We start from the raw sequence: 22,350 nt of genomic DNA on the forward strand, positions 1-22,350 counted from the left end.
CATGGCTGCCTCGACAATCAATGCCTAGTCTTGACGAAACTCAAGGAGGAGAACCATGAGAGCCGAGGACTTTCGCGCCGACAAGGCGCGCCCGTTTACCGGGGCCGAATATCTCGAAAGCCTGCGTGACGGTCGCGAGGTCTATATCAACGGTGAGCGCATCCAGGATGTGACAACGCACCCGGCCATGCGCAATTCGGCCCGATCGCTGGCCAGGCTCTACGATGCGCTGCACGACCCGGCGAGGAAAGAGGCCCTGACCGCCCCCACCGACACCGGCTCCGGCGGCTACACCCACAAATATTTCCGCGTCGCCCGATCGTCTGCCGACCTCGTTGCCCAGCAGGGCGCCATCGCCGAATGGGCGCGCATGTCCTACGGCTGGATGGGACGCACGGCCGATTACAAGGCGGCGCTGATGAACACGCTTGGTGCCAACGCCTCGTGGTACGGACCCTTCAAGGACAATGCGCTCGCCTGGCACAAGCGCGCCCAGGAAGCGGCGCTGTTCATGAACCACGCGATCGTCAACCCGCCGATCGACCGGCATAAACCTGCCGATGCGGTGAAAGACGTGTTCGTTCATATCACCAAGGAAACCGATGCCGGCATCTATGTCTCCGGCGCCAAGGTGGTGGCGACGTCGTCGGCGCTGACACACTATAATTTCCTTGCCCAGAGCTCGGCGACCGTGACCGAGGATCCGTCGCTCTCGGTGATGTTCATCGTCCCGATGAATGCGCCGGGGATCAAGATGTTCTGCCGGGTTTCCTACGAACAGACGGCCAACACCGTCGGCCACCCCTTCGACTATCCGCTGTCGTCGCGCTTCGACGAAAACGACGCCATCCTTGTGCTCGACAATGTCTTCGTGCCCTGGGAGGACGTGCTCGTGCTGCGCGATGCCGCCAAGATCCTTTCGTTTCATCCGGCATCGGGCTTCATGCACGGCTACTGCTTCCAGGGTTGCACCCGCTTTGCCGTCAAGCTCGACTTCCTCGCCGGCCTGCTGGCCAAAGCGCTGCGGGCAACCGGCGGCGACGCGTTTCGCGGCAACCAGGCAGCCCTTGGCGAGGTCATCGCGCTTCGGCACATGTTCTGGAGCTTTTCCAATGCCATGGCCTACAACCCCATCCCGTGGGCGGATGGCGCCGTTCTGCCCAATTTCGAAGCCGCACTCTCTTATCGAACGTTCATGTCGGAAGCCTATCCGCGAGTGGTCGACACCATTCGCCGGGTTATCGCCTCCGGCCTCATCTACCTGCCGTCGTCGGTCAAGGATTTCGGCAATGGCGAGATCGATCGCTACCTCGCGCAATTTGTCCGCGGCTCCAACGACAGGGGCCATATCGAGCGCATCAAGATCATGAAGCTGCTGTGGGACGCGACCGGCACCGAGTTCGGCGGGCGCCATGCGCTCTATGAACTCAACTATGCCGGCGCGCCTGAAGAAGTCCGCCTGCAGGTGCTGAAGGGCGCCGAGCGCGGCGGACGCCTGAAGGAGATGGAAGCCCTCGTCGACACCTGCATGAGCGACTACGACCAGCATGGCTGGACCGGCGACACCTGGCTGCCGCCAATTGGCGCCGAGACGCCGATCCGCAATGCGGCCGAGTGAGGCGATTGCCATGGAAACGGCGATCTCGAAGACCGAATTCCGCAACGCGATGGCGCGGGTCTGTGCGCCCGTCAATGTCGTCACCACCAATGGACCCGCCGGGCGCGGCGGGTTCACTGCAACGGCGATGTGCTCGGTGACCGACGACCCGCCGAGCCTGCTCGTCTGCATGAACCGGAACTCGACGCAATGCGGCCTGTTCATCGACAACCGCCGCTTCTGCGTCAATGTGCTCAGCCACGACCACACCGAGCTCGCCGGCCATTTCGCCGGCGCGACACGGGACATGGCAACCCGCTATGCCGCCGCCGACTGGGTCGAGATGCAGTCGGGAAGTCTCGCTGTGAAGGATGCGATCGTCTCGCTCGATTGCGAACTGGCGGAAGCAAGATTGCTCGGCACCCACCACATCCTGATCGGCCGCGTCGTCGGCATAAGATCGCGCAGCGACGGCAACGCGCTCCTCTACTTCGATCGCAACTACGTGCACGTGCCGACACAGCTCGGCAGTTTCAGCGGGTAGAATACCGAAATACAAAAACGAACGGGCCGGTGTTCAACTCCGGCCCGTTTCGTTTGGTGGCGATTATTCGCTGCCCTCAGAGCTGGATCCAGGCGGTCTTGAGGTCGGTGTATTTGTCGAGCGCGTGCAGTGACTTGTCGTGGCCATTGCCCGACTGCTTCACTCCGCCAAGCGGCACCGTATTGTCGGCGCCGCCATAGGTGTTGACGTTCACGACGCCGGCCCGAATAGAGCGCACCATGCGATGCGCCCGCGACAGGTTCGCGGTCCACACGGCCGACGCAAGCCCGTATTCGGTGCCATTGGCGATGCGGAGCGCGTCGGCTTCATCGTCGAAGGGGATGATCGAAAGGATCGGCCCAAAGACTTCTTCTCTGGCGAGCGTCATGCCCGGATCGACGTCAAAAATCGTCGGCCGCATGTAGAAGCCGCCCGTTTCCTCGAGGATGCGTTTTCCGCCGGCCCTCAGCCGCGCGCCCTCGGCTATCGCTTGCTCGGCGAAACCGAGATTCTTCTTAAGCTGGATTTCGCTGGAGATCGCACCGGCCTCGGTTGTCAGCAGCAGCGGATCGCCGACCTTCATGTTTGCTGCGATCGCCGCAACCTTTTCGGCAAAGGTCTCGTGGATCGATCGCTCCACCAGCAGGCGCGAGCCGGCGACACAGACCTGGCCGGAGTTGCGGAAGATGCCATAGGCTGAGATTTTCGCCGCCTGATCGAGATCCGGGGCATCGGCAAAGACGATGTTGGGCGACTTGCCGCCTAGCTCCAGATAGACGCGCTTGAGGTTGGATCGCGCCGAATACTCCAGCAGCCGCCGACCGACGCTTCCCGAACCGGTAAAGGCCAGCACGTCGATATCGGCATGGAGGCCGATCGCCTCGCCGGTGACTGATCCCCTTCCCGTCACGACATTCAACACGCCCTCAGGCAGGCCGGCTTCGGCGCAAAGTCCGGCGAGCCGCAGCAAAGTCAGTGACGCGCCCTCTGCAGGCTTCAGAATGACCGAATTGCCGGCCGCGAGCGCCGGCGCGATCTTCCAGGCGCCAATCATCAGCGGAAAGTTCCAGGGAACGATAGCGGCGACAGCACCGACGGGTTCGCGATGAACGAGCCCGAGTACGTTATCAGCGGTCGGCGCGATCTCGCCGTAGACCTTGTCGATCGCCTCGGCATAGTAGCGAAAGGTACCGGCGGCGCTGCCTGGCTCAGCCTTCAGCGCCATCGAAATTTCGGTGCCATTGTCACGTACGCCGAGAACGGCAAGTTCGAGAGCATTTTTCTCGATGAGTTCGGCTATGCGCAGAAGCACCTTCTTGCGCTCCGCCGGTGCAGCCCTCGACCATGTGCCCTTCTCAAAGGCCGCCCGGGCGGCACGCGCAGCGGCATCGACGTCGTCGACATCAGCATCGGCGATGGTCGTGAGGCGCGTGCCATCGATCGGGGAAATGACATCCAGCGTCCTGCCGGACTGTGCGTCGCGCCAATTGCCGCCGATGAAAAGCTTTTGCGACGGCACCACATTGCGGCGCAACTGGTCGATTTTTTCCTGCATGTTTCCCGTTCCATGTGTCAGGCGGAAGAGCGGCCGATCGCTCGGCCGCCCCTATCGGATCAGATCTCCTGGCCGGCGCCAAGCCGGGCAAATTCGAGCGGACGGCCCGATTTGAGCATCGCTGCCAAGCCAAGCCCGATGACGCCGGCGATAACGACAAGTCCGGGCAGCAAGACCGCAAGCAGACCGGTGGCGCCGGCGAGGTCGCCGAAGTTGATCGCAATGGCGATGATCACTGCAATCAGGATGATGCCTGTGATGACCGGGATGATCTTGGTCACCAGGGTGTTCGATTCCAATCCCGGATTGCGATTGAAGAATGCGACGATGGCAAAGGCGGTAAACGCCATCAGCACCATCACGGCCAGCGTGCCGACATTGGTCAGCCAGGAAAACAGCGCCAGCACCGGATCCTGTCCGGTTGCCGCAAACAGCGCAACGACAAGCACAGCTGTAATCGTCTGGATGACCGAGCCGGCGTGCGGGCTATGGTAGACCGGATGGGTGACGCCGATCGAAGCCGGCAACAGGCGCTCGCGGCCAGCGACGTAGAGATAGCGGGCGACACCATTGTGAAACGCCAACACGCCGGCAAACAGGCTGGTGACGAAGAGTACATTCATGATCGGCGGCAGCCAGCCTCCGGCATAACGTTCCGCCAGGCCGAAGAGGAAGGTTGTCGGATCGGCAAGGCCCTGCAATTCCGGCACCAGCTTGTCGGCACCGGCCGCATTGACCATCAGCCAGGATGTCAGCATGTAGAAGACGCCGATGATCAGCACGGAGATATAGGTCGCGCGCGGCACGGTCCGGTGCGGGTCGCGGGCTTCCTCGCTGTAGATCGTCGTCGCCTCGAAGCCGATGAAGGCGGCAAAGCAGAACAGGATGCCGATCGACGGTGAGCCTGACATGAGCGCCGAAGGCGTAAACGACGTCATTGTCAGGCCGCTGTCGCCGCCCTTGGCGATGATTGCGACGTCGATGACAAGCACGACCAGATATTCGAGGATGACCAGCACCGTCAGCACTTTCGCTGACAGGTCGACGCGGCGGTAGCCGAGAACACCGACGATGGCGATGCCGATAAAGGTCCAGACCCACCAGGGCAGGTCGATGCCGAGCCCGGCGAAAAGGCCCGCGGTCGCCGCGCCGAACAGACCGAAGACACCGATCTGCATCGCGTTATAGGCGAGGATCGCAATCATCGCGGCGGCACCGCCCATCAACCCGCCGAGCCCCTGCGCGGTATAGGCGTAGAAGGCGCCGGCGTTGCGGATATGCCGCGCCATGGCGACGTAGCCGATCGAAAACATCAGAAGGATCAGCGTGACCAGCAGAAACGTGCCGGGAATGCCGGCGCCGTTGCCGAGCAGCATTGCCAGCGGCACGCCGCCGGCGACCGCCGTCAGCGGCGCGGCGGCCGATACCACGAGAAATGTGACGGCACCGACCCCGAGCGCATTCCTGCGCAACTGGTTGGCGCCGGTTGCGGGCGACGATTGATTGTCCATAGCTTCTTAGCTCCCCTTTTCTTGGCACTATTTGCCTTCGCCTCAGGTCCATCTCTCCAAAGGCATCCTCCGCGAAGCTGCTGCTGACCGTGTTGCTTTTTGTTCTTGGTCGCGCGCATTAATCGGTTCAATATTCAAACCGTTGCTTCAAATATAGACTTGCAAATGCCACGGCGACCTGTCAAGTTATTTCGCATGTTAAGTATCTCGGCTGGATAAAAACGCGATACGGGCGGCCAAACCGCCTGGGAATCAAGGGAACAGGCATCGGGATCACTGGCGGCGGCGCTCAACGACGGAGGACTGGATGAGCACCATCGGTAAGGCACTGACCCTGTTGGACGCGATCTCGCGACTGGACAGGGAAGTGGGCTTGAGCGACATCGCCAGGCATTGCGTGCTCGACAAGGCGACGGCGCGACGCTTTCTCGTCGAGCTTGAAAAACATGGTTTCGTCGAACAGGATCCGGACACCAAACGCTATCGCATCGGCGGCGCGCCGGTCCGGCTTGCCCGCATCCGGGAAGCACGGTTCCCCTTTCTCACGCTCGCCATTCCATTCGTAAAAGAGCTTGCCAGCACATCAGGCGAGACCGTGCATCTCTCGGAATTCGTCGCCGGCCGACTTTCGACCGTCCACGTGGAGGATTCGCCGCGCGCCCATAGGGTAATCGTCGATATCGGCAGCGCGCTGCCGTTCCATGCGACCGCGTCCGGCCACGCCTTCCTTGCCTTCTGCCCGCCAAGGCAGGTCGAAGATGCACTGTCCATGCCCCTTGAAGCCTTCACCGAACACACGATCACGTCGAAAACGGAACTTCTCCGCCTGCTCGCGGAGACCGTCCACCGCGGCTATTCGATCAGCCAGCAGGGACTTGAGAGCGGCGTCATCAGTGTCGCCGCGCCGATCCGTGCGCCGAACAGCGTGCCGATCGGCGCGATTGCCGTTGCCGCACCGCAGGTCCGCGCCAATGCCGACACGATCGAGCAACTCGGACCGGCAACGGCAGCGATCGCCAAACGCATTTCGGAGAAATTCTTTGGGTTGGAGCAGGTGACTGCCAATCCGCTGGCAAGGAGGGCCGGCTGATGAATGCGATGAACCGTCTACCCAACATCCTCGTCGTCGGAACGGGTGACACCAAATGCGAAGAACTTCAATTCATGGCCTCCGTCATCCGGGAAGCCGGCGGCCTGCCTGTCATGATGGATGTCAGCATCCTCGGTGACCCACCCTATGCCCCGGAATATTCGCGCCACGATATCGCCGATGCGGCCGGCACCTCGATCGCAGCGATTGCGGCGAGCGGCGACGAAAACAGCGCGATGGAACTGATGGCCAAAGGGGCGGCGGCCCTCACCCGCACCCTCTACGATGCCGGGCAGGCCGATGGCGTCATCATTCTCGGCGGCTCGATGGGCACGGATCTGGCGCTCGATGTCGCGGCGGCCCTGCCGCTCGGCGTGCCGAAGTTCGTCGTCTCGACGATCGCCTATTCGCACCTGCTCCCGCCCGAGCGCATCGCGCCCGATCTGATGATGATCCTTTGGGCCGGCGGGCTTTACGGCCTCAACGGCATTTGCCGATCGGTGCTTTCGCAAGCCTGTGGCGCCGTCGTTGGGGCCGCCCGCTTCGGCACCAAGCCGGACAAGGACCGCCCGCTGATCGGCATGACCTCGCTGGGGTCGAGCTGCCTCAAATATATGAAATACCTGAAGCCCGAACTGGAACGGCGCGGCTATGATGTCGCGGTGTTTCACGCAACCGGCATGGGCGGCCGCGCCTTCGAAGCGATTGCCGCACAGAACGGCTTTACGGCCGTCTTCGACTTTTGCATCCAGGAAGTCAGCAACCATCATCACGGCACCGTCGTCACCTCCGGCCCCGACCGGTTGGAAAATGCCGGCCGCGTCGGAATTCCGCAGCTTGTCGCACCGGGAGCAGTCGATATGGTCGACCTGCCCGCCTGGCAGGCATTGCCTGCTGCTTTCGCCGACCGGCCCTACCATGCGCATAACCGGCTGCTCGGTTCGGTGACGACATCGCCTGAAGACCGGCGCGAGATCGCCCGCATCATCGGCGGCAAGCTCGCCGACACCCGCGCCGAAGTCGCCTTCATCCTGCCGCTCAAGGGCATCCAGGAATGGGACAAGCCGGAGGAACCGCTGCACGAACCTGAAGCGCTCGACGCCTTCATCGACGAGATGCGCCGCGCCGTCCCCTCCTCCGTCAGCCTTCATGAAATCGACAGCCACATCAACGCACCGGAGTTTTCGGCAAAGGCGCTCGCCATCTTCGACGACTGGATCGCCCGCGGCGTGATCCCGGGAGGCCGCCCGTGACGGATCGCGCTCTCATCCTCGACTTCGGCGGCGTCGTTACACGCACGCTGTTTGAAACCCACGATGTCACCGAGCGCGCGCTCGGCCTTGCCCCCGGCAGCCTGACCTGGCGGGGGCCGTTCGACACCGCCACCGATCCACTCTGGGTGTCGATGCAGAGGCGCGAGATCACCGAGCGCGACTATTGGACGGAGCGCACCCGCGAAGTCGGGCACCTCGTCGGTGAAGACTGGACGGATATGAAGACCTTCGTCCAGCGCGCGCGCGGCGCCGAGCCGGAACTGGTGCTGCGCCCGGAAGCGCGCGATGCGATCCTACAGGCCAAGGACGCCGGTATCAGGCTCGCCATTCTTTCCAACGAGCTCGATCTTTTCTACGGGGTCGAGTTTCGCAAGCGCTTCCCGCTGATCCAGCTTTTCGACGTCATCGTCGATGCCACCTACACCGGCATCCTGAAACCGGACCCGCGGGCCTACGAACTCGCACTTTCCGAGCTCGGCCTGCCGCGAGAGGCCTGCGTCTTCGTCGACGACCAAAAAAAGAACATTGAGGGCGCCGAGGCAGTGTCCCTGCCCAACGTGCACTTCGATGTCACCAGACCCGCCGAAAGCTACGCCAGAGCCCTCCGGATGCTCGGCATTTGAACTGACCAGGAGCAAGACATGCGCGAAACCAATTTCCTCATCGAGAACAACGCCCGCCACCTGTGGCATCCGATGGCACACCCCGCCGAAATGCACGCGACGCCGCCGCGCATCATCAATGCCGGCGAGGGCGTGGAGATCGTCGACATCCACGGCAAGAAGGTACTCGATGCGGTCGGCGGCTTGTGGAACGTCAATCTCGGTTATTCCTGCGAGCCGGTGAAGAAGGCGATCCGCGATCAGCTCGACGACCTGCCCTATTATTCGACCTTCCGCGGCACCACCAACTCGCCGCTGATCGAGCTTTCCTATGAACTTGCCGAATGGTTCAAGGAGGATGGCCTCAGCCGCTCGTTCTTCACCTCGGGCGGCTCGGACTCGGTCGAGACCTGCCTTCGCCTCGCCCGCCAGTACCACAAGCTCAACGGCCAGCCGGAGCGCACCAAATTCGTCGCGCTGAAGAAGGGCTACCACGGCACGCATTTCGGCGGCGCGTCGGTCAATGGCAACTCTAATTTCCGCCGCAACTACGAGCCGCTGCTGCCGGGCGTCTTCCACCTTCCCGCCCCCTATACCTACCGCAATCCGTTCGCGACGCCGGACGGCGCCGAGATCGCCAGGGGCATTGCCCGCCTCTTCGAAGACGAGATCGCCTTCCAGGGGGCCGACACCATCGCCGCGCTGATCATGGAACCGGTTCTCGGTGCTGGCGGCGTGATCGTCCCGCACGAAACCTTCATGCCGCTAATGCGCGAGATCTGCGATCGCCACGGCATCCTGCTGATTGCTGACGAGGTGATCACCGCCTTCGGCCGCACCGGCGCCTGGACCGGTTCGCGTCTTTGGGGTGTCAAGCCGGACCTGATGTCGACGGCCAAGGCCATCACCAACGGTTATTATCCCTTCGGCGCGGTGATGATCTCGGACAAGGTTGCCGAGGCTTTCGAGACCAACAGGACGGCTGCCGGTTCGATCGGCCATGGCTACACCTATTCCGGTCACCCGGTCGGTGCGGCTGCCGCCCTTGCAACCCTCAAGGAAACAAAACGCCTTGATGTGGCGGCCAATGCGGGCGCGCGCGGCGAGGAGTTGATGGCCGGCCTGCAAGCTCTGAAGGCCAACCACGAGCTCATCGGCGATGTGCGCGGCAAGGGCCTGATGTGCGCGCTCGAACTCGTGTCGGATCGCGAAAAGAAGTCGCCCGCCGCCAAGGATGTGATCCAGAAGGTCCAGGACGCAGCCTACGAGGCCGGCGTCATGGTCCGAACCTCCGGCCCGAATGTGATCCTGTCGCCGCCACTCGTGATCACTGCCGAGGATGTCACGCGCATTCTTTCGGCGCTCGACGCCGGCCTGAGTGCTGCCGGAGGCAAATGACATGAGCGACACCGCAGCGTTGCTGGCACGCCGCGACCGGCTGCTCGGCAAGAACATGTCGCTGTTCTACAGCGACCCGGTGCACATCGTGCGGGGAGAAGGCGTCTGGCTCTTTGACGCCGACGGCAGACGCTATCTCGACTGCTACAACAATGTGCCGCATGTCGGCCATTGCCATCCGCACGTGGTCGAGGCAATCGCCCGGCAGGCATCGACGCTGAACACCCACACGCGCTACCTGCACGAGGGTATCCTCGACTATGTCGAACGACTGACCGCGACGTTCGATCCTAGTCTAGACACAGCGATCCTGACCTGCACCGGCAGCGAGGCCAACGACATTGCCCTGCGCATGGCTCAGGCGGTGACCGGAAAAACCGGGGTCATCGCCACCGATCACACCTATCACGGCAACACTGCCTCCGTTTCGCAGCTTTCCACCCGGATGCCGCCGGTCGGCGGCTTCGGCGGCCATGTGCGCCACGTGCCGGCACCGGATAGCTACCGGCTACTCGGCGGCGTTTCCGGCGAAGCCTTTTCGATCGCGTTTGCGGCCGAAGTGGAAAAGGCGATCGCCGAGCTGCAGAAAAGCCCGTTTGGTTTTTCCGCGCTGATCATCGACCCGTTCTTCGCCAATGAGGGCTTCCCCGATCTGCCTGAGGGCTTCCTCGACAGGACCGTTGCGGCCGTGCGGAAAGCCGGCGGCGTGGTGATTGCCGACGAGGTCCAGCCCGGTTTCGGCCGCACGGGCGGGCACATGTGGGGCCACCAGAAGGCCGGCATCACCCCCGACATCGTCACGCTAGGCAAGCCGATGGGCAACGGCCATCCGATCGGCGGCGTCGTTGCCGGCAGCGATGCGCTGAACACGTTCCGCAAGGCGTTCCGCTACTTCAACACCTTCGGCGGCAATCCGGTGTCCTGTGCCGCGGCGATGGCCGTGCTCGACGTCATCGAGGATGAAAAGCTTGTAGATAATGCCCGCGAGGTCGGCGCCTATTCCAAGGCCGGCATCGACCGGCTCAGGCACAAGCACGCCATCATCGGCGACGTGCGCGGCAGCGGCTTGTTCTTCGGAGCGGAACTCGTGCTCGACCGGGGTAACAAGACGCCGGCCGCCGAACTCGCCACCAAGGTCATCAACGACATGCGCGAGCGTGGCGTGCTGATGGGCAAGCTCGGCATCCATCAATGCGCGACAAAGATCCGCCCGCCGATGCCGTTCTCCAAGGAGAACGCCGACCTGATGCTTTCGACCCTCGACGACGTGCTTTCAGGCTTGTGAACGCGCCATGGCCGAGCATCTGCCACAACATCTGCTGCTAGCACTCGAGGCCCGCGCACTGGAGGCCATAACCCACTGGGGACTTGCCGACGTGCGGCCCGAGCTGCTGAAATATCGGGAGAACGCCGTGTTCCGGGTCACCCTCGCCGACGGCGAGCCGGCTGCGCTCAGACTGCACCGACCGGGTTATCACGACGACGCCGCGCTGCGCTCCGAACTGCAGTGGATGACAGCCTTGCGCGACGGCGGCCTTGCGGTGCCTAGCGCGATTGCGACACCGGACGGCCGTCTTCTCGTGCATCTCGACCCGACCGATGATTTTGGCGCACAGCATGCCGATATCGTCAGCTGGCTGGACGGCTCGCCGCTCGGTGAAAGCGGCGTTCCGCTCGCGCATAGCGGTGAGAGGCAGATCGTCCTGTTTCATGCGCTTGGGGCCATGATGGCCGACATGCACAACCTTGCCGATCGCTGGTCGGCGCCATCAGGCTTCAAACGTCCTGCCTGGGACATCGCGGGCCTGCTTGGCGAAAGGCCGGTCTGGGGCCGCTTCTGGGATTGCGAGGGCCTGTCGGTCGAGCAGAGGTGTGGCCTCGGCATTCTGCGCGATCGGCTTCGGAGCATTCTGGAAAACGTGCCTGCGGGCGAGTTCGACTACGGCCTCGTCCATGCCGACCTCGTGCGCGAGAACGTGCTGGTTTGTGACGACGGCGTGGCGTTCATCGATTTCGACGACGCGGGCTTCGGCTTTCGCCTGTTCGATATCGCGACGGCGCTCCTGAAGAACCGCAATGAACCGGCCTACGAGGCGATCGAAAGGGCGTTGATCGAAGGATACAGAAGCAAGCGCCCATTGACGGATCCGGCACTTTCGGCGCTGCCGATCTTCATGGCGCTTCGTAGCCTCACCTATATCGGCTGGTTTGCCGCGCGCCCGGAACTTCCGGACGCGGAGGCGCGTGTGCGTCGTTACGCGGATGAGGCGTTGCTCTTGGCGCAAGCGCTACCGGTCCTCGCATGAGGTCTGCAGGTGCCCGTTCAATCGCCGAGCATTGCGAGTTCGTCCAGCATGTCGAGCAGCACCTCGACGCGTTCGCGGCCGTAGCGCGCTTCAAGCTGGTCGTAGATCGCCCGGCTTTCCGGGCTGACATCGGCAATGACCCGCATGCCAGCGGGCGCGATCTCGAGCAGCACGCGGCGACCGTCGTCGGCGTCCTTGTGCTTGGTGATCAGTCCGCGCTCCTCGAGCGAGCGGATGATACGCGTGAGGCTCGGCGCCAAAATGAAGGCCTTGTCGGCCATCTCGGATGCATCGACCTTGCCGGATTCTGCGAGGATCCGGATGACGCGCCACTGCTGCTCGGTGATTTCGTGACGTGCCAGCATCGGCCGGAAATGCCCCATCACGGCCTCGCGCGCGCGCAGAAGCGCGATCGGCAGCGACCGACGCGTATTGTGGGGAAGAAGGGCGTCGGGCCCAAGCTCGATCGGGGTTTTCGCACGGCTCATGCGCGATCTATGGGCGATTTTTCACCTTTCTGCAATTGCCGGCGAGCTTCGGGCGACAGCGAAAGTCGCTTGACACGGAACGGCATATTGTTAACGTGTTAATTAATAAACAGAGAGACACGGGGGACGGGAAATGCCGCACTTCACGATCGAACATTCCGCCAATCTCGACGCGCGCGTCGACTTCGACCGCCTGTGCCGCACGATCCACAAGACCATTCTCGGCACCGGTCTCTTCGAAACCGGCGCCGTCCGCGTCCGTACCATCAGCAGCAGCCATTATGCCATTGCCGATCTCATGCCGGAGAACAGCTTCATCGACATGTCGTTCCGCGTCGGCCGGGGTCGCTCGGACTCCGAAAAGCAGGCAACCGGAGCGGCCATCTTCGGCGCCGTCACTGAAGAACTCGCCAGCCTTTTCGACACACCCCATTTCGCCCTCAGCCTGGAGATCCGCGAAATCGACCCGGATCTCAGCTGGAAGAAGAACGCAATCCACCCGCGCCTTCGAAAGAAGGGCACCTGACCCGACAGAAGTCGGCAAGACGTTTCTGCGCCCGCACGAACAGCCGCGCACCACGATTGGAGAATGCAATGTCCAAACTCGACGAGAACATCAAGAAGGCGGACGCCTATCTCGCTCGCTTCCGCGCGGACGGCGTCTCGAACCACATCAATGGCGAAGCCGTGCCGGCGCTGGACGGCGACAGCTTCGAGACGATCTCGCCGGTCGACCTCAAGCCGCTTGCCACCGTCTCACGCGGCAAAGCAGCCGATGTCGACCGCGCCGCCCGCGCCGCAAAGGAGGCCTTCCCGGCCTGGGCCGCCATGTCGGGCGACGCTCGCAAAAAACTTCTCCACAAGATCGCCGATGCCATCGTCGCGCGCGCCGAGGAGATAGCCTTCGTCGAATGCATGGACACCGGACAGTCGCTCAAGTTCATGGCCAAGGCAGCTCTGCGTGGTGCGGAGAACTTTCGCTTCTTTGCCGATCGGGCGCCCGAGGCCCGCGACGGCAAGGTGCTTCGCGCCGAGGGCCAGATCAACATGACCACGCGCGTGCCGATCGGCCCGGTCGGCATCATCACGCCCTGGAACACGCCGTTCATGCTGTCGACGTGGAAGATAGCGCCCGCGCTGGCGGCCGGCTGCACCATCGTCCACAAGCCGGCGGAGTTCTCGCCGCTGACGGCCCGCCTGCTCGTCGAGATCGCCGAGGAAGCCGGTCTACCCAAGGGTGTCTGGAACCTGGTCAACGGCTTTGGCGAGGACGCCGGCAAGGCGCTGACCGAGCACCCTGCCATCAAGGCCATCGGCTTCGTCGGCGAAAGCCGGACGGGATCGCTGATCATGAAACAGGGCGCCGACACGCTGAAGCGGGTGCATTTCGAGCTCGGCGGCAAGAACCCGGTCATCGTCTTTGCCGACGCCGATCTGGAGCGCGCCGCTGACGCCGCGGTCTTCATGATCTATTCGCTGAACGGTGAACGCTGCACCTCCTCTTCTCGGCTGCTGGTGGAAGACAGCATCTACAACAGCTTTACCGCGCTGGTTGCCGAGAAGGCCAAGCGCATCAGGATCGGTCATCCGCTCGATCCGGAAACCGTGGTCGGGCCGCTGATCCACCCGGAGCATGAAAAGAAGGTGCTCGAATACATCGGCATCGGCCAGGAAGAAGGTGCGACGGTTGCCGCCGGCGGCGCAAGGTTCGACGGTCCTGGTGGCGGCCGCTACGTCCAGCCGACGCTCTTTACCGGCGCCAAGAATTCCATGCGGATCGCGCAGGAGGAGATTTTCGGGCCCGTCCTGACCGCCATTCCGTTCAAGGACGAGGCGGAGGCGCTAGCGCTCGCCAACGACATTCAATACGGCCTCACCGGCTACCTCTGGACCTCCGACATCACGCGCGCCTTCCGCTTCACCGATCATCTCGAGGCGGGGATGATCTGGGTCAATTCGGAGAATGTCCGTCATCTGCCGACGCCCTTCGGCGGCGTCAAAAGCTCGGGTATCGGCCGCGACGGCGGCGACTGGTCGTTCGACTTTTACATGGAAACCAAGAACATCGCGTTTGCCAGCTCGGCGCATGCGATCGCCAAGCTCGGCGGCTGAGCGCGAGACACGAACCGCGCCGCCCAAAACTGGAGGAGACAAGAATGCCCCTACCGAAGCCAAACCTTCACCCGCCCTTTAACATCGTCCGGCTGAGCCATGTCGAACTCGCCGTCACCGATCTCGCCAAATCGCGCGCCTTCTATGTCGATGTGCTTGGCCTGCAGGTCACCGACGAGACGGCCGACACAATCTACCTGCGCGCCATGGAAGAACGCGGGCATCACTGCATCGTGCTGAAGAAGGCCACGACTGCCGAAGCCCGCGATCTCGGTTTCAAGGTCTTTGGCGACGAGGACCTCGACAAGGCGGCGCATTTCTTCAAGCAAAAGGCGTTGCCGGTCGAATGGATCGAGCGGCCCTATCAGTCGCGCACTTTCCGCACCCGCGACCCGCAGGGCATTCCCTTGGAATTCTACTCGAAGATGGACCGCCTGCCGCCGATCCACCAGAAATATGCGCTCTATCGTGGTGTGAAGCCGCTGCGCATCGACCATTTCAACTGCTTCTCGCCCAATGTCGACGACGCCGTCGCCTTCTATAACGAGATCGGCTTCCGGGTCACCGAGTATACGGCCGACGAAGAGACCGGCCGGCTCTGGGCGGCCTGGACCCACCGCAAGGGCGGCGTACACGACATCGCCTTTACCAATGGTCGCGGCCCGCGCCTGCATCATACCGCCTTCTGGGTGCCGACGCCGCTCAACATCATCGACCTGCTCGACCTGATGTCGACCTCCGGCTGGCTCGCCAATATCGAGCGCGGCCCCGGACGTCATGGCATTTCCAATGCCTTCTTCCTCTATGTCCGCGATCCCGACAACCACCGCATCGAGATCTACTGCTCGGACTACCAGACGGTCGATCCCGATCTGGAACCGATCAAATGGGATCTCAAGGACCCGCAGCGCCAAACGCTCTGGGGCGCGCCTGCGCCACGCTCCTGGTTCGAAGAGGGCAGCCAATTTGCAGACGCCGAGACGGTGGAACCGGCGTTGAAGGCGCAACCTATCATCGCCCCGTAAATCGAGGCATGAAAGGTGGATGCCGGCACAACAGGGCCGGCACCAATGGCGCAAGGGGAGGAACGTTATGGACGAGAAGACTTTCGGTGAGTGGTCGCAGAAAGCGGCGGAATGGGGATCGGCCTATCGGGCGTCGCTGCGCGACAGGCCTGTTCGCGCCCAGACGGCACCGGGCGCGATCGCAGCCCAGATCCCGAGCAAGCCGCCCCAGACCGGCGAGGACATGGCGGCGATCTTCGAGGATTTCGAAAACATCATCCTGCCGGGCATGACCCATTGGCAGCACCCGCGCTTCTTCGCCTATTTCCCTGCCAACGCCGCCCCGGTTTCCGTCATCGCCGAATATCTGGTGACGGCGATGGCTGCCCAATGCATGCTGTGGCAGACCTCCCCCGCTGCCACGGAGCTCGAAACCAGGGTGATCGACTGGCTGCGCCAGGCGATCGGCCTGCCCGGCGGCTTTTCCGGCGTGATCCAGGACTCGGCGTCCTCCGCCACGCTCTCCGCCGTACTCGTCATGCGCGAGCGCGCCTTGAACTGGAAAGGCAACAAGCAAGGACTGAGCGCACACGCGCCCTTGCGCATCTACTCCTCGGACCAAGTCCACACCTCGATCGACCGGGCCATCTGGGTGTCGGGCATCGGCGAGGAAAACCTCGTGCGCATACCGGCGGCCGGGCCGCTCCACGCAATGGACTGCCAAGCGCTCGAAGCGGCCATTATCAGGGATAAAGACGCAGGTTTCCTGCCGGCCGGCGTCATTGCCTGTACCGGCGGCACCAGCACCGGCGCCTGCGACGATATCGCCGAAGTCGTTCGCGTCGCCCACAAGCACGGCCTTTATGTCCATGTCGATGCGGCATGGGCCGGGTCGGCAATGATCTGCGAGGAATTCCGCTCGCTCTGGGCCGGTGTCGAAGAGGCGGATTCTGTCGTCTTCAACCCGCACAAATGGCTCGGCGCCCAGTTCGACTGCTCTGCCCATTTCATCCGCAATCCCGATGATCTCGTCCGCACGCTGGCGATCCAGCCGGAATATCTGAAGACCCATGGCCGCGACGGCATCATCAACTATTCTGAATGGACGATCCCGCTCGGAAGGCGCTTCCGCGCCCTGAAGCTGTGGTTCCTGCTGCGCTTCCACGGGCTGGATGGTCTGAAGACGATGATCCGCAACCACGTCGCCTGGGCAAATCGCCTGGCCGCGCGCCTCGGCGCGAACGAAAACTTCGAAATCGTCACCGCGCCGCGCTTCTCGCTGTTCTCGTTCCGCCATCGCGGTGGCGCCGACAGCGACGCCCACAACATCGCGCTGGTCAATGCCATCAACGACGATGGCCGCATTTACCTGACCCAGACGCGGGTCGACGGCCGCGTCGCCATCCGCTTCCAGGCAGGCCAGTTCGACATGACCGAGGCGGACGCCGATGTCGCCTTCGATGTCATCACCGAGGTCGCTGCGGGCATGGCTAACCGGTGATCTGCGGGATCAAACATGCCTGCCCGTCGGCATCGCCCGACCAGGCCGGAGGATTGAAATGACGCTTGCGAAATTCGCCAGTTTTTACACGAGCGACGGTCAGGGATACGGCCTTGTCAGCGACCACGGCATCATCGATCTGTCCCGGCGTTATGGCTCGAAATGGCCGACGCTGCGCGAGGTCATTGCCGACGGCGCCCTGTCAAGGCTTGCGGACGAAGCCGCCACCCTCGCCCCCGACGTGTCGCTCGCCGATATCCGCTTCGAAATCCCGATCCCCGCGCCGGAAAAGATCATCTGCGTCGGAGTCAATTTCCCCGATCGCAACGAAGAGTACCGGGATGGGCAGGCAGCACCTCCCAACCCGTCGTTGTTCATCCGTTTTCCGCGCTCCTTTACCGGTCATGAGCAGCCGCTGATCCGCCCGCCTGAAAGCCCGCAGCTCGACTACGAGGGCGAGATCGTCATCGTCATCGGCAAGGGCGGTCGCCGCATCCCCGAAGCGCAAGCGCTCGATCATATCGCGGCACTTTCGCTCTGCAACGAAGGCACGATCCGCGACTGGGTGCGCCACGCCAAGTTCAACGTCACGCAGGGCAAGAACTTCGACCGCACGGGTTCGATCGGGCCATGGCTGGTTCCCTTCACCGACGAGGCGCAGATCGCCGACAGCAAGCTGGAAACCCGCGTCAATGGTGAGGTCCGCCAGCAGGACCGAACCAGCCGGATGATCTTCTCCTTCCGCAAGATCATCAACTACGTCTCGACCTTCACGACGCTGGTGCCCGGCGACGTGATCGTCACGGGAACGCCGACCGGTGCCGGCGCCCGCTTCGACCCGCCGATCTGGCTGAAACCCGGCGATGTCGTCGAGATCGAGGCCGATGGCATCGGCCTGCTTCGCAACCCCATCGCCGACGAGGCCTGAGCATGCTGAACGCAACCGAAATCGCCGACGCCGCGAACGCGCTCGATGCGGCGGAGGCGAGCCGCATCCAGACCGGCCTTCTCTCCCTGAAGCATCCCGACATGACCATGGACGACGCCTACGCCGTGCAATCGGCCTGGGTGAAGCAGAAGATCGCCCGGGGGCGCAGGGTCATCGGCTGGAAGATCGGGCTGACGTCAAAGGCGATGCAATATGCGCTGAACATCGATATTCCCGATTCCGGCGTGTTGTTCGACGACATGATGTTCGAGGACGGCGCCACGATCCCCAGGGATCGTTTCATCCAGCCGCGCATCGAGGCCGAGATCGCTTTCGTCATGAAGGCGCCGCTCGCCGGCCCCAATGTCAGCGTCTTCGACGTCCTCAATGCTACCGACTACGTCACTCCAGCGCTCGAGATTCTCGACACACGCATCCTGCGTGTCGATCCGGAAACGAAGAAGGCCCGAACCATCGTCGACACCATTTCCGACAATGCCGCCAATGCCGGTATCGTCATCGGCGGCCGCGCCATGCGCCCGCAGGATGTCGACATGCGCTGGATGGGCGCCATCGTCTCGCGCAATGCCGCGGTTGAAGAGACCGGGCTTGGTGCAGGCGTCCTCAACCATCCGGCCCGCGGCATCGCTTGGCTTGCCAACCGTCTTGCCAGCTATGGCGACCGCATCGACGCCGGCCAGATCGTGCTTGCCGGCTCGTTCATCCGCCCCGTCGAGGCCCGGCACGGCGACACCATCGTCGCCGATTTCGGGCCGCAGGGAACCGTCAGCTGCTTCTTCGAATAGGGTGCGCCCATGCCTGCTCCACGCAATATGTTCAAGCTTGCGCTTGCCGAGGGCCGGCCGCAGATCGGCCTTTGGCTGGCGCTCGCCAATCCCTACACCGCCGAGATCTGCGGCGGTGCCGGTTTCGACTGGCTGCTGATCGACAGCGAACATGCCCCGAACGACGTGCCGCTGATGATGGCGCAGCTCCAGGCGCTCTCCGGTTCGACGAGCCATCCGATCATCCGCCCGCCGATCGGCGAGGCGTGGCTGATCAAGCAGCTTCTCGATATCGGCGCGCAGACGCTGCTGGTGCCTATGGTCGAGACCGGCGAACAGGCCCGCGCGCTGGTCCGGGCCGTGCGGTATCCGCCCCACGGCATGCGCGGCGTCGGCGCAGCACTTGCCCGCGCGTCGGCCTTCAACCGCATTGATGATTATCTCCCGACCGCCAATGCCGAGATCTGCCTGCTGTTGCAGGTGGAAAGCCGTGCGGGACTGGCGGCACTGGACGATATTGCGTCGACCGAAGGGGTCGATGGCGTCTTCATCGGTCCGGCGGATCTAGCGGCCGACATGGGCTTCCTTGGCCGGCCCGGGGCACCCGAGGTGCAGGAGGCGGTCGAGGCTGCACTCGCGCGCATCCAGTCGCACGGCAAGGCTGCCGGCATCCTGACCTCGGACACCGCACTCGCCAAGCGCTACCTCGAACTGGGCGCGCTCTTCGTCGCTGTTGGTAACGACGTCAGCCTGCTCGTGGGAGCGACCAGCCGCCTGCGTGCGAACTTTGCCGAACAGCCGGTTGCGCCGCCCGCATCCGGCTATTGAGAGGCAACGCCACCGAGAGCATAGGGTCGCTTCGATTGCATTTGGTCGAGCGCCCGCGCCACGCCGGCTTGAAGATCGATGCGCGGCACAAGGCCATAGGACGCCTGCAGCGCCGTATCGCCACAACGGAAGAACACGCCCTCGGGCTTGTCTGACCGGCCGCTTACTCTCGGCTCCCAGCCGATGCACCGGCTGACCAGTTGGGCGAGTTCAATGAAGGAGGTGGCGATGCCGGTGGAGATGTTGAGAGATGCGCCGTTCTGCAACCGGGTAAAGGTTCGCCAGACGAAATCGACGCAATCCGAGATATGGATGAAGTCGCGACATTGCCGGCCCGAGCCCCAGACGAAAACCTCTTCCGTGCCGCGCTCATCGAGGAGCCGTCTGCAGATCGCCGGGAATGGATAGCTCAGGTCCTGATCCTCGCCGTAGCCGCTGAACGGCCGGTAGGCGACCGCCCGCCCGCCATAATTCTCGACATAAAGCTTCATCAGGTATTCGCCGCTGAGCTTCGCCCAGCCATAACTCAGATCCGGAACGCCGATCGTATGATCGAAGTCGATCATGTCTTCGCTCAGCTTGCGGTACCCTTCCGGGCGCTGAAGACTTACGGGGTAGGCAGCACTCGAGCTGAAATAGACGACGGTTCCTGGACGCGTGCGCGCGGCCCAGCGCCACATATCGGTGTCCACCGCGAGATCCTCGGCAACCAGAAGCGTCTGGGTCTCCAGCATGACACGACCGCCGACCATCGCGGCGAGATGAAACACCATGTCGAAACGGTCGTCGGAGCGATCGAAATAGCGGCGGCAATCCTCCTCGATGAGGGAGAAGCCGCCCCTCGGCGGGTTCGGCCAATCCTCAGGACGCATTGCCCCGGTTCCGCGCGCGAGTTTATCGACGCAAACGACATCGACGCCTTCCGACATCAGCTTGCCGCAGAGATGGCGTCCCACAAATCCGGCTCCGCCGGTCACCAATGCACGCGCCATCCTCTCTCCCTTTCAGATCCGGCTGGCCATCTCAAACGCTGGATGTCCAGGTCGCCCCACCGCCCCTGTCATCACATCACGGATCGAAAATTTGATCCGTCCGGCATAGATATCGACCATCCGCTGGTGCCATTCGTCTCGCGAAGGCGCGATCCTCTTACCATAGCCGAATGCACCCTCGCTCAAACGCCGAACGAGATCGTCGTTTTCCATCAGCACCATCTTCTCGGCGAGGGATCGGGCATTGCCGCTCTGAAAAACCAGCCCCGCCTGGTTCTCTTCGATTTCTCTGGCAATGAGCGCATTGCTGCTGGCGACCACCGGTATGCCCGACATCAGCGCCTCGGCGGCGACGAGACCGTAGGGTTCGGGCATCCGTGACGGCATGAAAAAATAGCGTGCCTTGGCCGCAACGGCGGTAACCTCGCCGTCATCAAGCCATCCCGGAACATGACAGTGAGGAAGTGTGCGTTGTATTTCCTGGAGCAACGGCCCTTGTCCAATCAAGGTCGCCGCCTTGCCCGTCACGTTGAGCGCCTCGGCCAGCGTACGGACGCCCTTTTCTACCGTCATGCGGCCAAGAAACATGGCGCGTTCGTTCTTCCAGGCTTCAACGGGAAACCGCGTGAGCGGCGTCGACGGCGTGCGCAACGTCAGGAAGTTTCGAAGCGAGCCCGTGCTCAGGTAAGGTTCCATGGCTTCATGCGCGAGAATGACACCGACGCGGCCCCAGAAGACCTCACCCGCGGCGCTCTGGGTCATCGAACGGCCGAAACGCCACAGCTTGTGAAGGTAGTTGCGCTTGTCGCAGGCGCTGGCCAAGCAACCGGCAGACAGCGGTTTCTCCTCGCAGATATCGCCCTTCCCGAAATGAGCATACGCGCCGTTCGGACAGCTCAGAAAGAAATCATGCGCGGTAACGATGACCTTGGCGTCACTGCGCGCCAGCGCGTGAAAAATCGAAGGGGACAGGATCTGTGACCAACCGTGAACATGAACGACCGTGTCACTTCCGGACTTGAGCAATCGGCGCAAGGCACGGTAGGCGCGGCCGTTGAAATTCCTGTCGAACAGGTTTGCGAAGCGGACGCCGTCGCGCAAGGGGCGCTCGCCCAGCGCCTCCACCTGTACGCCCGGGAATCGCAAGCGAATGCCCGCACCGTCATCCCCGACCAGAACGGAACAGTCGAGCCCCGCCGCAACGCCTGCCTCAATGCATTGGAGCGCGACCTTGGTCGCACCGCCCAGGGCCTCCGACACGTCGTTGACAACGATAAGCCGCATGAACACTTGCCTCTCGGAGACTTTACTGGGCGACCTGGATCTCCCCCATTTGGCTGCCGCTTGCCGACGGTTTGCAAGATATCAATTTGCGGTAGACGCTGCGCGCGGATGGACGCAATAACGCCTTGCCAAATACCTCAAGGCGCGCACTGTCGGGCCGAAATAGCCGTTAAGCCTTTGCCTCCACCGACGGCAGGCACGCTTTCGGCACAGCTTCGCTGTTGTTATTTTGCGAGAACGTAGACGCCGTAAAGCAGGATCAGCACGGCCGCAGCGACGGTGCGGTTTTGCCAGCACCATCGGCAGGAACAGGACGTCTGCCGGAACGACGAAGACGGAGCTTTCGACAAAGGCTACCAGCGCCAGCCACCATGCGGCGGACTTCCGGCCAGCGAGGTCCATCGTCCAATTGTACAAACTGCGAAGCATGGGAAATCCGGTCGTTCATCGGGGGCGTCCCGTGCGGGACCTTGGCGGGAAGCGTTCCCGATCCCCGATGCCGGGGACAGAGGCTGAACACGCAACGATAATATCCAGTCGACTACCAAACA

20 protein-coding genes and 1 pseudogene are annotated in these 22,350 nt (G+C 63.0%); 15 read left to right on the forward strand and 6 right to left on the reverse strand.

Features of this window, described 5'->3' with window-relative positions:
* Positions 1-55 precede the first annotated feature (55 nt).
* Both ASD02_RS18800 and ASD02_RS18805 read left to right on the forward strand, forming a co-directional pair.
* The gene (locus ASD02_RS18800) at positions 56-1,618 is read left to right on the forward strand and encodes a 4-hydroxyphenylacetate 3-hydroxylase N-terminal domain-containing protein (protein WP_057220699.1); all 1,563 of its coding nucleotides are present in this window, start codon (positions 56-58) and stop codon (positions 1,616-1,618) included.
* Between the two features lie 10 nt (positions 1,619-1,628).
* Positions 1,629-2,141, forward strand: a complete 513-nt coding sequence (locus ASD02_RS18805) for a flavin reductase (protein ID WP_057220733.1) — start codon at positions 1,629-1,631, stop codon at positions 2,139-2,141.
* Positions 2,142-2,217: 76 nt separating this feature from the next.
* On the opposite strand, the gene ASD02_RS18810 is transcribed toward ASD02_RS18805, so the two are convergent.
* Positions 2,218-3,696, reverse strand: coding sequence for an aldehyde dehydrogenase (locus tag ASD02_RS18810; protein ID WP_057220700.1), 1,479 nt, complete (start codon positions 3,694-3,696; stop codon positions 2,218-2,220).
* Between the two features lie 59 nt (positions 3,697-3,755).
* Positions 3,756-5,207, reverse strand: coding sequence for an APC family permease (locus tag ASD02_RS18815; protein ID WP_057214589.1), 1,452 nt, complete (start codon positions 5,205-5,207; stop codon positions 3,756-3,758).
* A gap of 307 nt (positions 5,208-5,514) precedes the next feature.
* On the opposite strand from ASD02_RS18815, the gene ASD02_RS18820 reads away from it, so the two are divergent.
* Genes ASD02_RS18820 through ASD02_RS18845 form a run of 6 tightly spaced genes read left to right on the forward strand, consistent with a single transcriptional unit; the run spans position 5,515 to position 11,877 of the window.
* Entirely contained in the window at positions 5,515-6,297 is a 783-nt protein-coding gene (locus tag ASD02_RS18820) for an IclR family transcriptional regulator (protein WP_057214592.1), read from the forward strand.
* The gene (locus ASD02_RS18825) at positions 6,297-7,550 is read left to right on the forward strand and encodes a Tm-1-like ATP-binding domain-containing protein (protein ID WP_057207362.1); all 1,254 of its coding nucleotides are present in this window, start codon (positions 6,297-6,299) and stop codon (positions 7,548-7,550) included. The genes ASD02_RS18820 and ASD02_RS18825 overlap by 1 nt, the downstream gene beginning before the upstream one ends.
* A complete protein-coding gene (locus tag ASD02_RS18830; protein WP_057220701.1) occupies positions 7,547-8,194 on the forward strand; it encodes an HAD-IA family hydrolase in 648 nt (215 codons plus the stop codon). The genes ASD02_RS18825 and ASD02_RS18830 overlap by 4 nt, the downstream gene beginning before the upstream one ends.
* Before the next feature lie 18 nt (positions 8,195-8,212).
* Positions 8,213-9,571 carry an aspartate aminotransferase family protein gene (locus ASD02_RS18835; protein WP_057214597.1) on the forward strand — a complete coding sequence of 453 codons (1,359 nt, stop codon included), beginning with the start codon at positions 8,213-8,215 and terminating at the stop codon, positions 9,569-9,571.
* Between the two features lies 1 nt (position 9,572).
* On the forward strand, positions 9,573-10,856 hold the full coding sequence (locus tag ASD02_RS18840; RefSeq protein ID WP_057214599.1) for an aminotransferase class III-fold pyridoxal phosphate-dependent enzyme: 1,284 nt from the start codon (positions 9,573-9,575) through the stop codon (positions 10,854-10,856).
* A gap of 7 nt (positions 10,857-10,863) precedes the next feature.
* A complete protein-coding gene (locus tag ASD02_RS18845; protein WP_057220702.1) occupies positions 10,864-11,877 on the forward strand; it encodes a phosphotransferase in 1,014 nt (337 codons plus the stop codon).
* A gap of 17 nt (positions 11,878-11,894) precedes the next feature.
* Here the strand turns inward: ASD02_RS18845 and hpaR are convergent, their stop codons facing one another.
* A complete protein-coding gene (gene hpaR / locus ASD02_RS18850) occupies positions 11,895-12,365 on the reverse strand; it encodes a homoprotocatechuate degradation operon regulator HpaR (protein ID WP_057207367.1) in 471 nt (156 codons plus the stop codon).
* Positions 12,366-12,498: 133 nt separating this feature from the next.
* Between hpaR and ASD02_RS18855 the strand changes: the two genes are divergently transcribed.
* The 7 genes from ASD02_RS18855 to hpaI all read left to right on the forward strand — a co-directional run bounded on the left by ASD02_RS18855 (position 12,499) and on the right by hpaI (position 19,523).
* Positions 12,499-12,891 (forward strand): 5-carboxymethyl-2-hydroxymuconate Delta-isomerase, encoded by a 393-nt coding sequence (locus ASD02_RS18855; protein ID WP_057214605.1) that lies wholly within the window; start codon positions 12,499-12,501, stop codon positions 12,889-12,891.
* Between the two features lie 68 nt (positions 12,892-12,959).
* Positions 12,960-14,477: a 5-carboxymethyl-2-hydroxymuconate semialdehyde dehydrogenase gene (gene hpaE / locus ASD02_RS18860; protein ID WP_057220703.1), complete on the forward strand. Its 1,518-nt coding sequence runs from the start codon at positions 12,960-12,962 to the stop codon at positions 14,475-14,477.
* 44 nt (positions 14,478-14,521) lie between these two features.
* Positions 14,522-15,502: a 3,4-dihydroxyphenylacetate 2,3-dioxygenase gene (gene hpaD / locus ASD02_RS18865; protein ID WP_057214613.1), complete on the forward strand. Its 981-nt coding sequence runs from the start codon at positions 14,522-14,524 to the stop codon at positions 15,500-15,502.
* Positions 15,503-15,569: 67 nt separating this feature from the next.
* Complete coding sequence (locus ASD02_RS18870) at positions 15,570-16,982, forward strand: pyridoxal-dependent decarboxylase (protein WP_057220704.1); 1,413 nt, start codon at positions 15,570-15,572, stop codon at positions 16,980-16,982.
* Positions 16,983-17,040: 58 nt separating this feature from the next.
* Complete coding sequence (locus ASD02_RS18875) at positions 17,041-17,910, forward strand: fumarylacetoacetate hydrolase family protein (RefSeq protein WP_057220705.1); 870 nt, start codon at positions 17,041-17,043, stop codon at positions 17,908-17,910.
* Positions 17,911-17,912: 2 nt separating this feature from the next.
* A complete protein-coding gene (hpaH, locus tag ASD02_RS18880; RefSeq protein ID WP_057220706.1) occupies positions 17,913-18,716 on the forward strand; it encodes a 2-oxo-hept-4-ene-1,7-dioate hydratase in 804 nt (267 codons plus the stop codon).
* A 9-nt stretch (positions 18,717-18,725) separates the two neighbouring features.
* Positions 18,726-19,523 carry a 4-hydroxy-2-oxoheptanedioate aldolase gene (hpaI, locus tag ASD02_RS18885; protein ID WP_057214621.1) on the forward strand — a complete coding sequence of 266 codons (798 nt, stop codon included), beginning with the start codon at positions 18,726-18,728 and terminating at the stop codon, positions 19,521-19,523.
* Here the strand turns inward: hpaI and ASD02_RS18890 are convergent.
* From ASD02_RS18890 to ASD02_RS39815, 3 genes and pseudogenes are all read right to left on the reverse strand, one after another.
* On the reverse strand, positions 19,517-20,515 hold the full coding sequence (locus ASD02_RS18890) for an NAD-dependent epimerase/dehydratase family protein (RefSeq protein WP_057214624.1): 999 nt from the start codon (positions 20,513-20,515) through the stop codon (positions 19,517-19,519). The two genes, hpaI and ASD02_RS18890, sit on opposite strands and share 7 nt — an antisense overlap.
* Positions 20,516-20,527: 12 nt before the next feature.
* Positions 20,528-21,799, reverse strand: coding sequence for a glycosyltransferase (locus ASD02_RS18895; protein WP_082555569.1), 1,272 nt, complete (start codon positions 21,797-21,799; stop codon positions 20,528-20,530).
* Positions 21,800-22,075: 276 nt separating this feature from the next.
* Positions 22,076-22,228: pseudogene (locus ASD02_RS39815) on the reverse strand (DedA family protein); the annotation flags it as partial.
* Positions 22,229-22,350 lie beyond the last annotated feature (122 nt).

Source organism: Ensifer sp. Root1252 (genome assembly GCF_001425885.1).
GTDB classification, from domain to species: domain Bacteria; phylum Pseudomonadota; class Alphaproteobacteria; order Rhizobiales; family Rhizobiaceae; genus Ensifer; species Ensifer canadensis.

Bases quoted from the DNA above. Each gene is read 5' to 3' on its own strand.
- hpaR (WP_057207367.1), bottom strand. From the start codon at position 12,365: ATGAGCCGTGCGAAAACCCCGATCGAGCTTGGGCCCGACGCCCTTCTT.
- ASD02_RS18810 (WP_057220700.1), bottom strand. From the start codon at position 3,696: ATGCAGGAAAAAATCGACCAGTTGCGCCGCAATGTGGTGCCGTCGCAA.
- hpaI (WP_057214621.1), top strand. From the start codon at position 18,726: ATGCCTGCTCCACGCAATATGTTCAAGCTTGCGCTTGCCGAGGGCCGG.
- ASD02_RS18875 (WP_057220705.1), top strand. From the start codon at position 17,041: ATGACGCTTGCGAAATTCGCCAGTTTTTACACGAGCGACGGTCAGGGA.
- ASD02_RS18800 (WP_057220699.1), top strand. From the start codon at position 56: ATGAGAGCCGAGGACTTTCGCGCCGACAAGGCGCGCCCGTTTACCGGG.
- hpaD (WP_057214613.1), top strand. From the start codon at position 14,522: ATGCCCCTACCGAAGCCAAACCTTCACCCGCCCTTTAACATCGTCCGG.
- ASD02_RS18870 (WP_057220704.1), top strand. From the start codon at position 15,570: ATGGACGAGAAGACTTTCGGTGAGTGGTCGCAGAAAGCGGCGGAATGG.
- ASD02_RS18845 (WP_057220702.1), top strand. From the start codon at position 10,864: ATGGCCGAGCATCTGCCACAACATCTGCTGCTAGCACTCGAGGCCCGC.
- ASD02_RS18840 (WP_057214599.1), top strand. From the start codon at position 9,573: ATGAGCGACACCGCAGCGTTGCTGGCACGCCGCGACCGGCTGCTCGGC.
- hpaH (WP_057220706.1), top strand. From the start codon at position 17,913: ATGCTGAACGCAACCGAAATCGCCGACGCCGCGAACGCGCTCGATGCG.
- ASD02_RS18835 (WP_057214597.1), top strand. From the start codon at position 8,213: ATGCGCGAAACCAATTTCCTCATCGAGAACAACGCCCGCCACCTGTGG.
- hpaE (WP_057220703.1), top strand. From the start codon at position 12,960: ATGTCCAAACTCGACGAGAACATCAAGAAGGCGGACGCCTATCTCGCT.
- ASD02_RS18820 (WP_057214592.1), top strand. From the start codon at position 5,515: ATGAGCACCATCGGTAAGGCACTGACCCTGTTGGACGCGATCTCGCGA.
- ASD02_RS18855 (WP_057214605.1), top strand. From the start codon at position 12,499: ATGCCGCACTTCACGATCGAACATTCCGCCAATCTCGACGCGCGCGTC.
- ASD02_RS18890 (WP_057214624.1), bottom strand. From the start codon at position 20,515: ATGGCGCGTGCATTGGTGACCGGCGGAGCCGGATTTGTGGGACGCCAT.
- ASD02_RS18815 (WP_057214589.1), bottom strand. From the start codon at position 5,207: ATGGACAATCAATCGTCGCCCGCAACCGGCGCCAACCAGTTGCGCAGG.
- ASD02_RS18895 (WP_082555569.1), bottom strand. From the start codon at position 21,799: ATGCGGCTTATCGTTGTCAACGACGTGTCGGAGGCCCTGGGCGGTGCG.
- ASD02_RS18825 (WP_057207362.1), top strand. From the start codon at position 6,297: ATGAATGCGATGAACCGTCTACCCAACATCCTCGTCGTCGGAACGGGT.
- ASD02_RS18805 (WP_057220733.1), top strand. From the start codon at position 1,629: ATGGAAACGGCGATCTCGAAGACCGAATTCCGCAACGCGATGGCGCGG.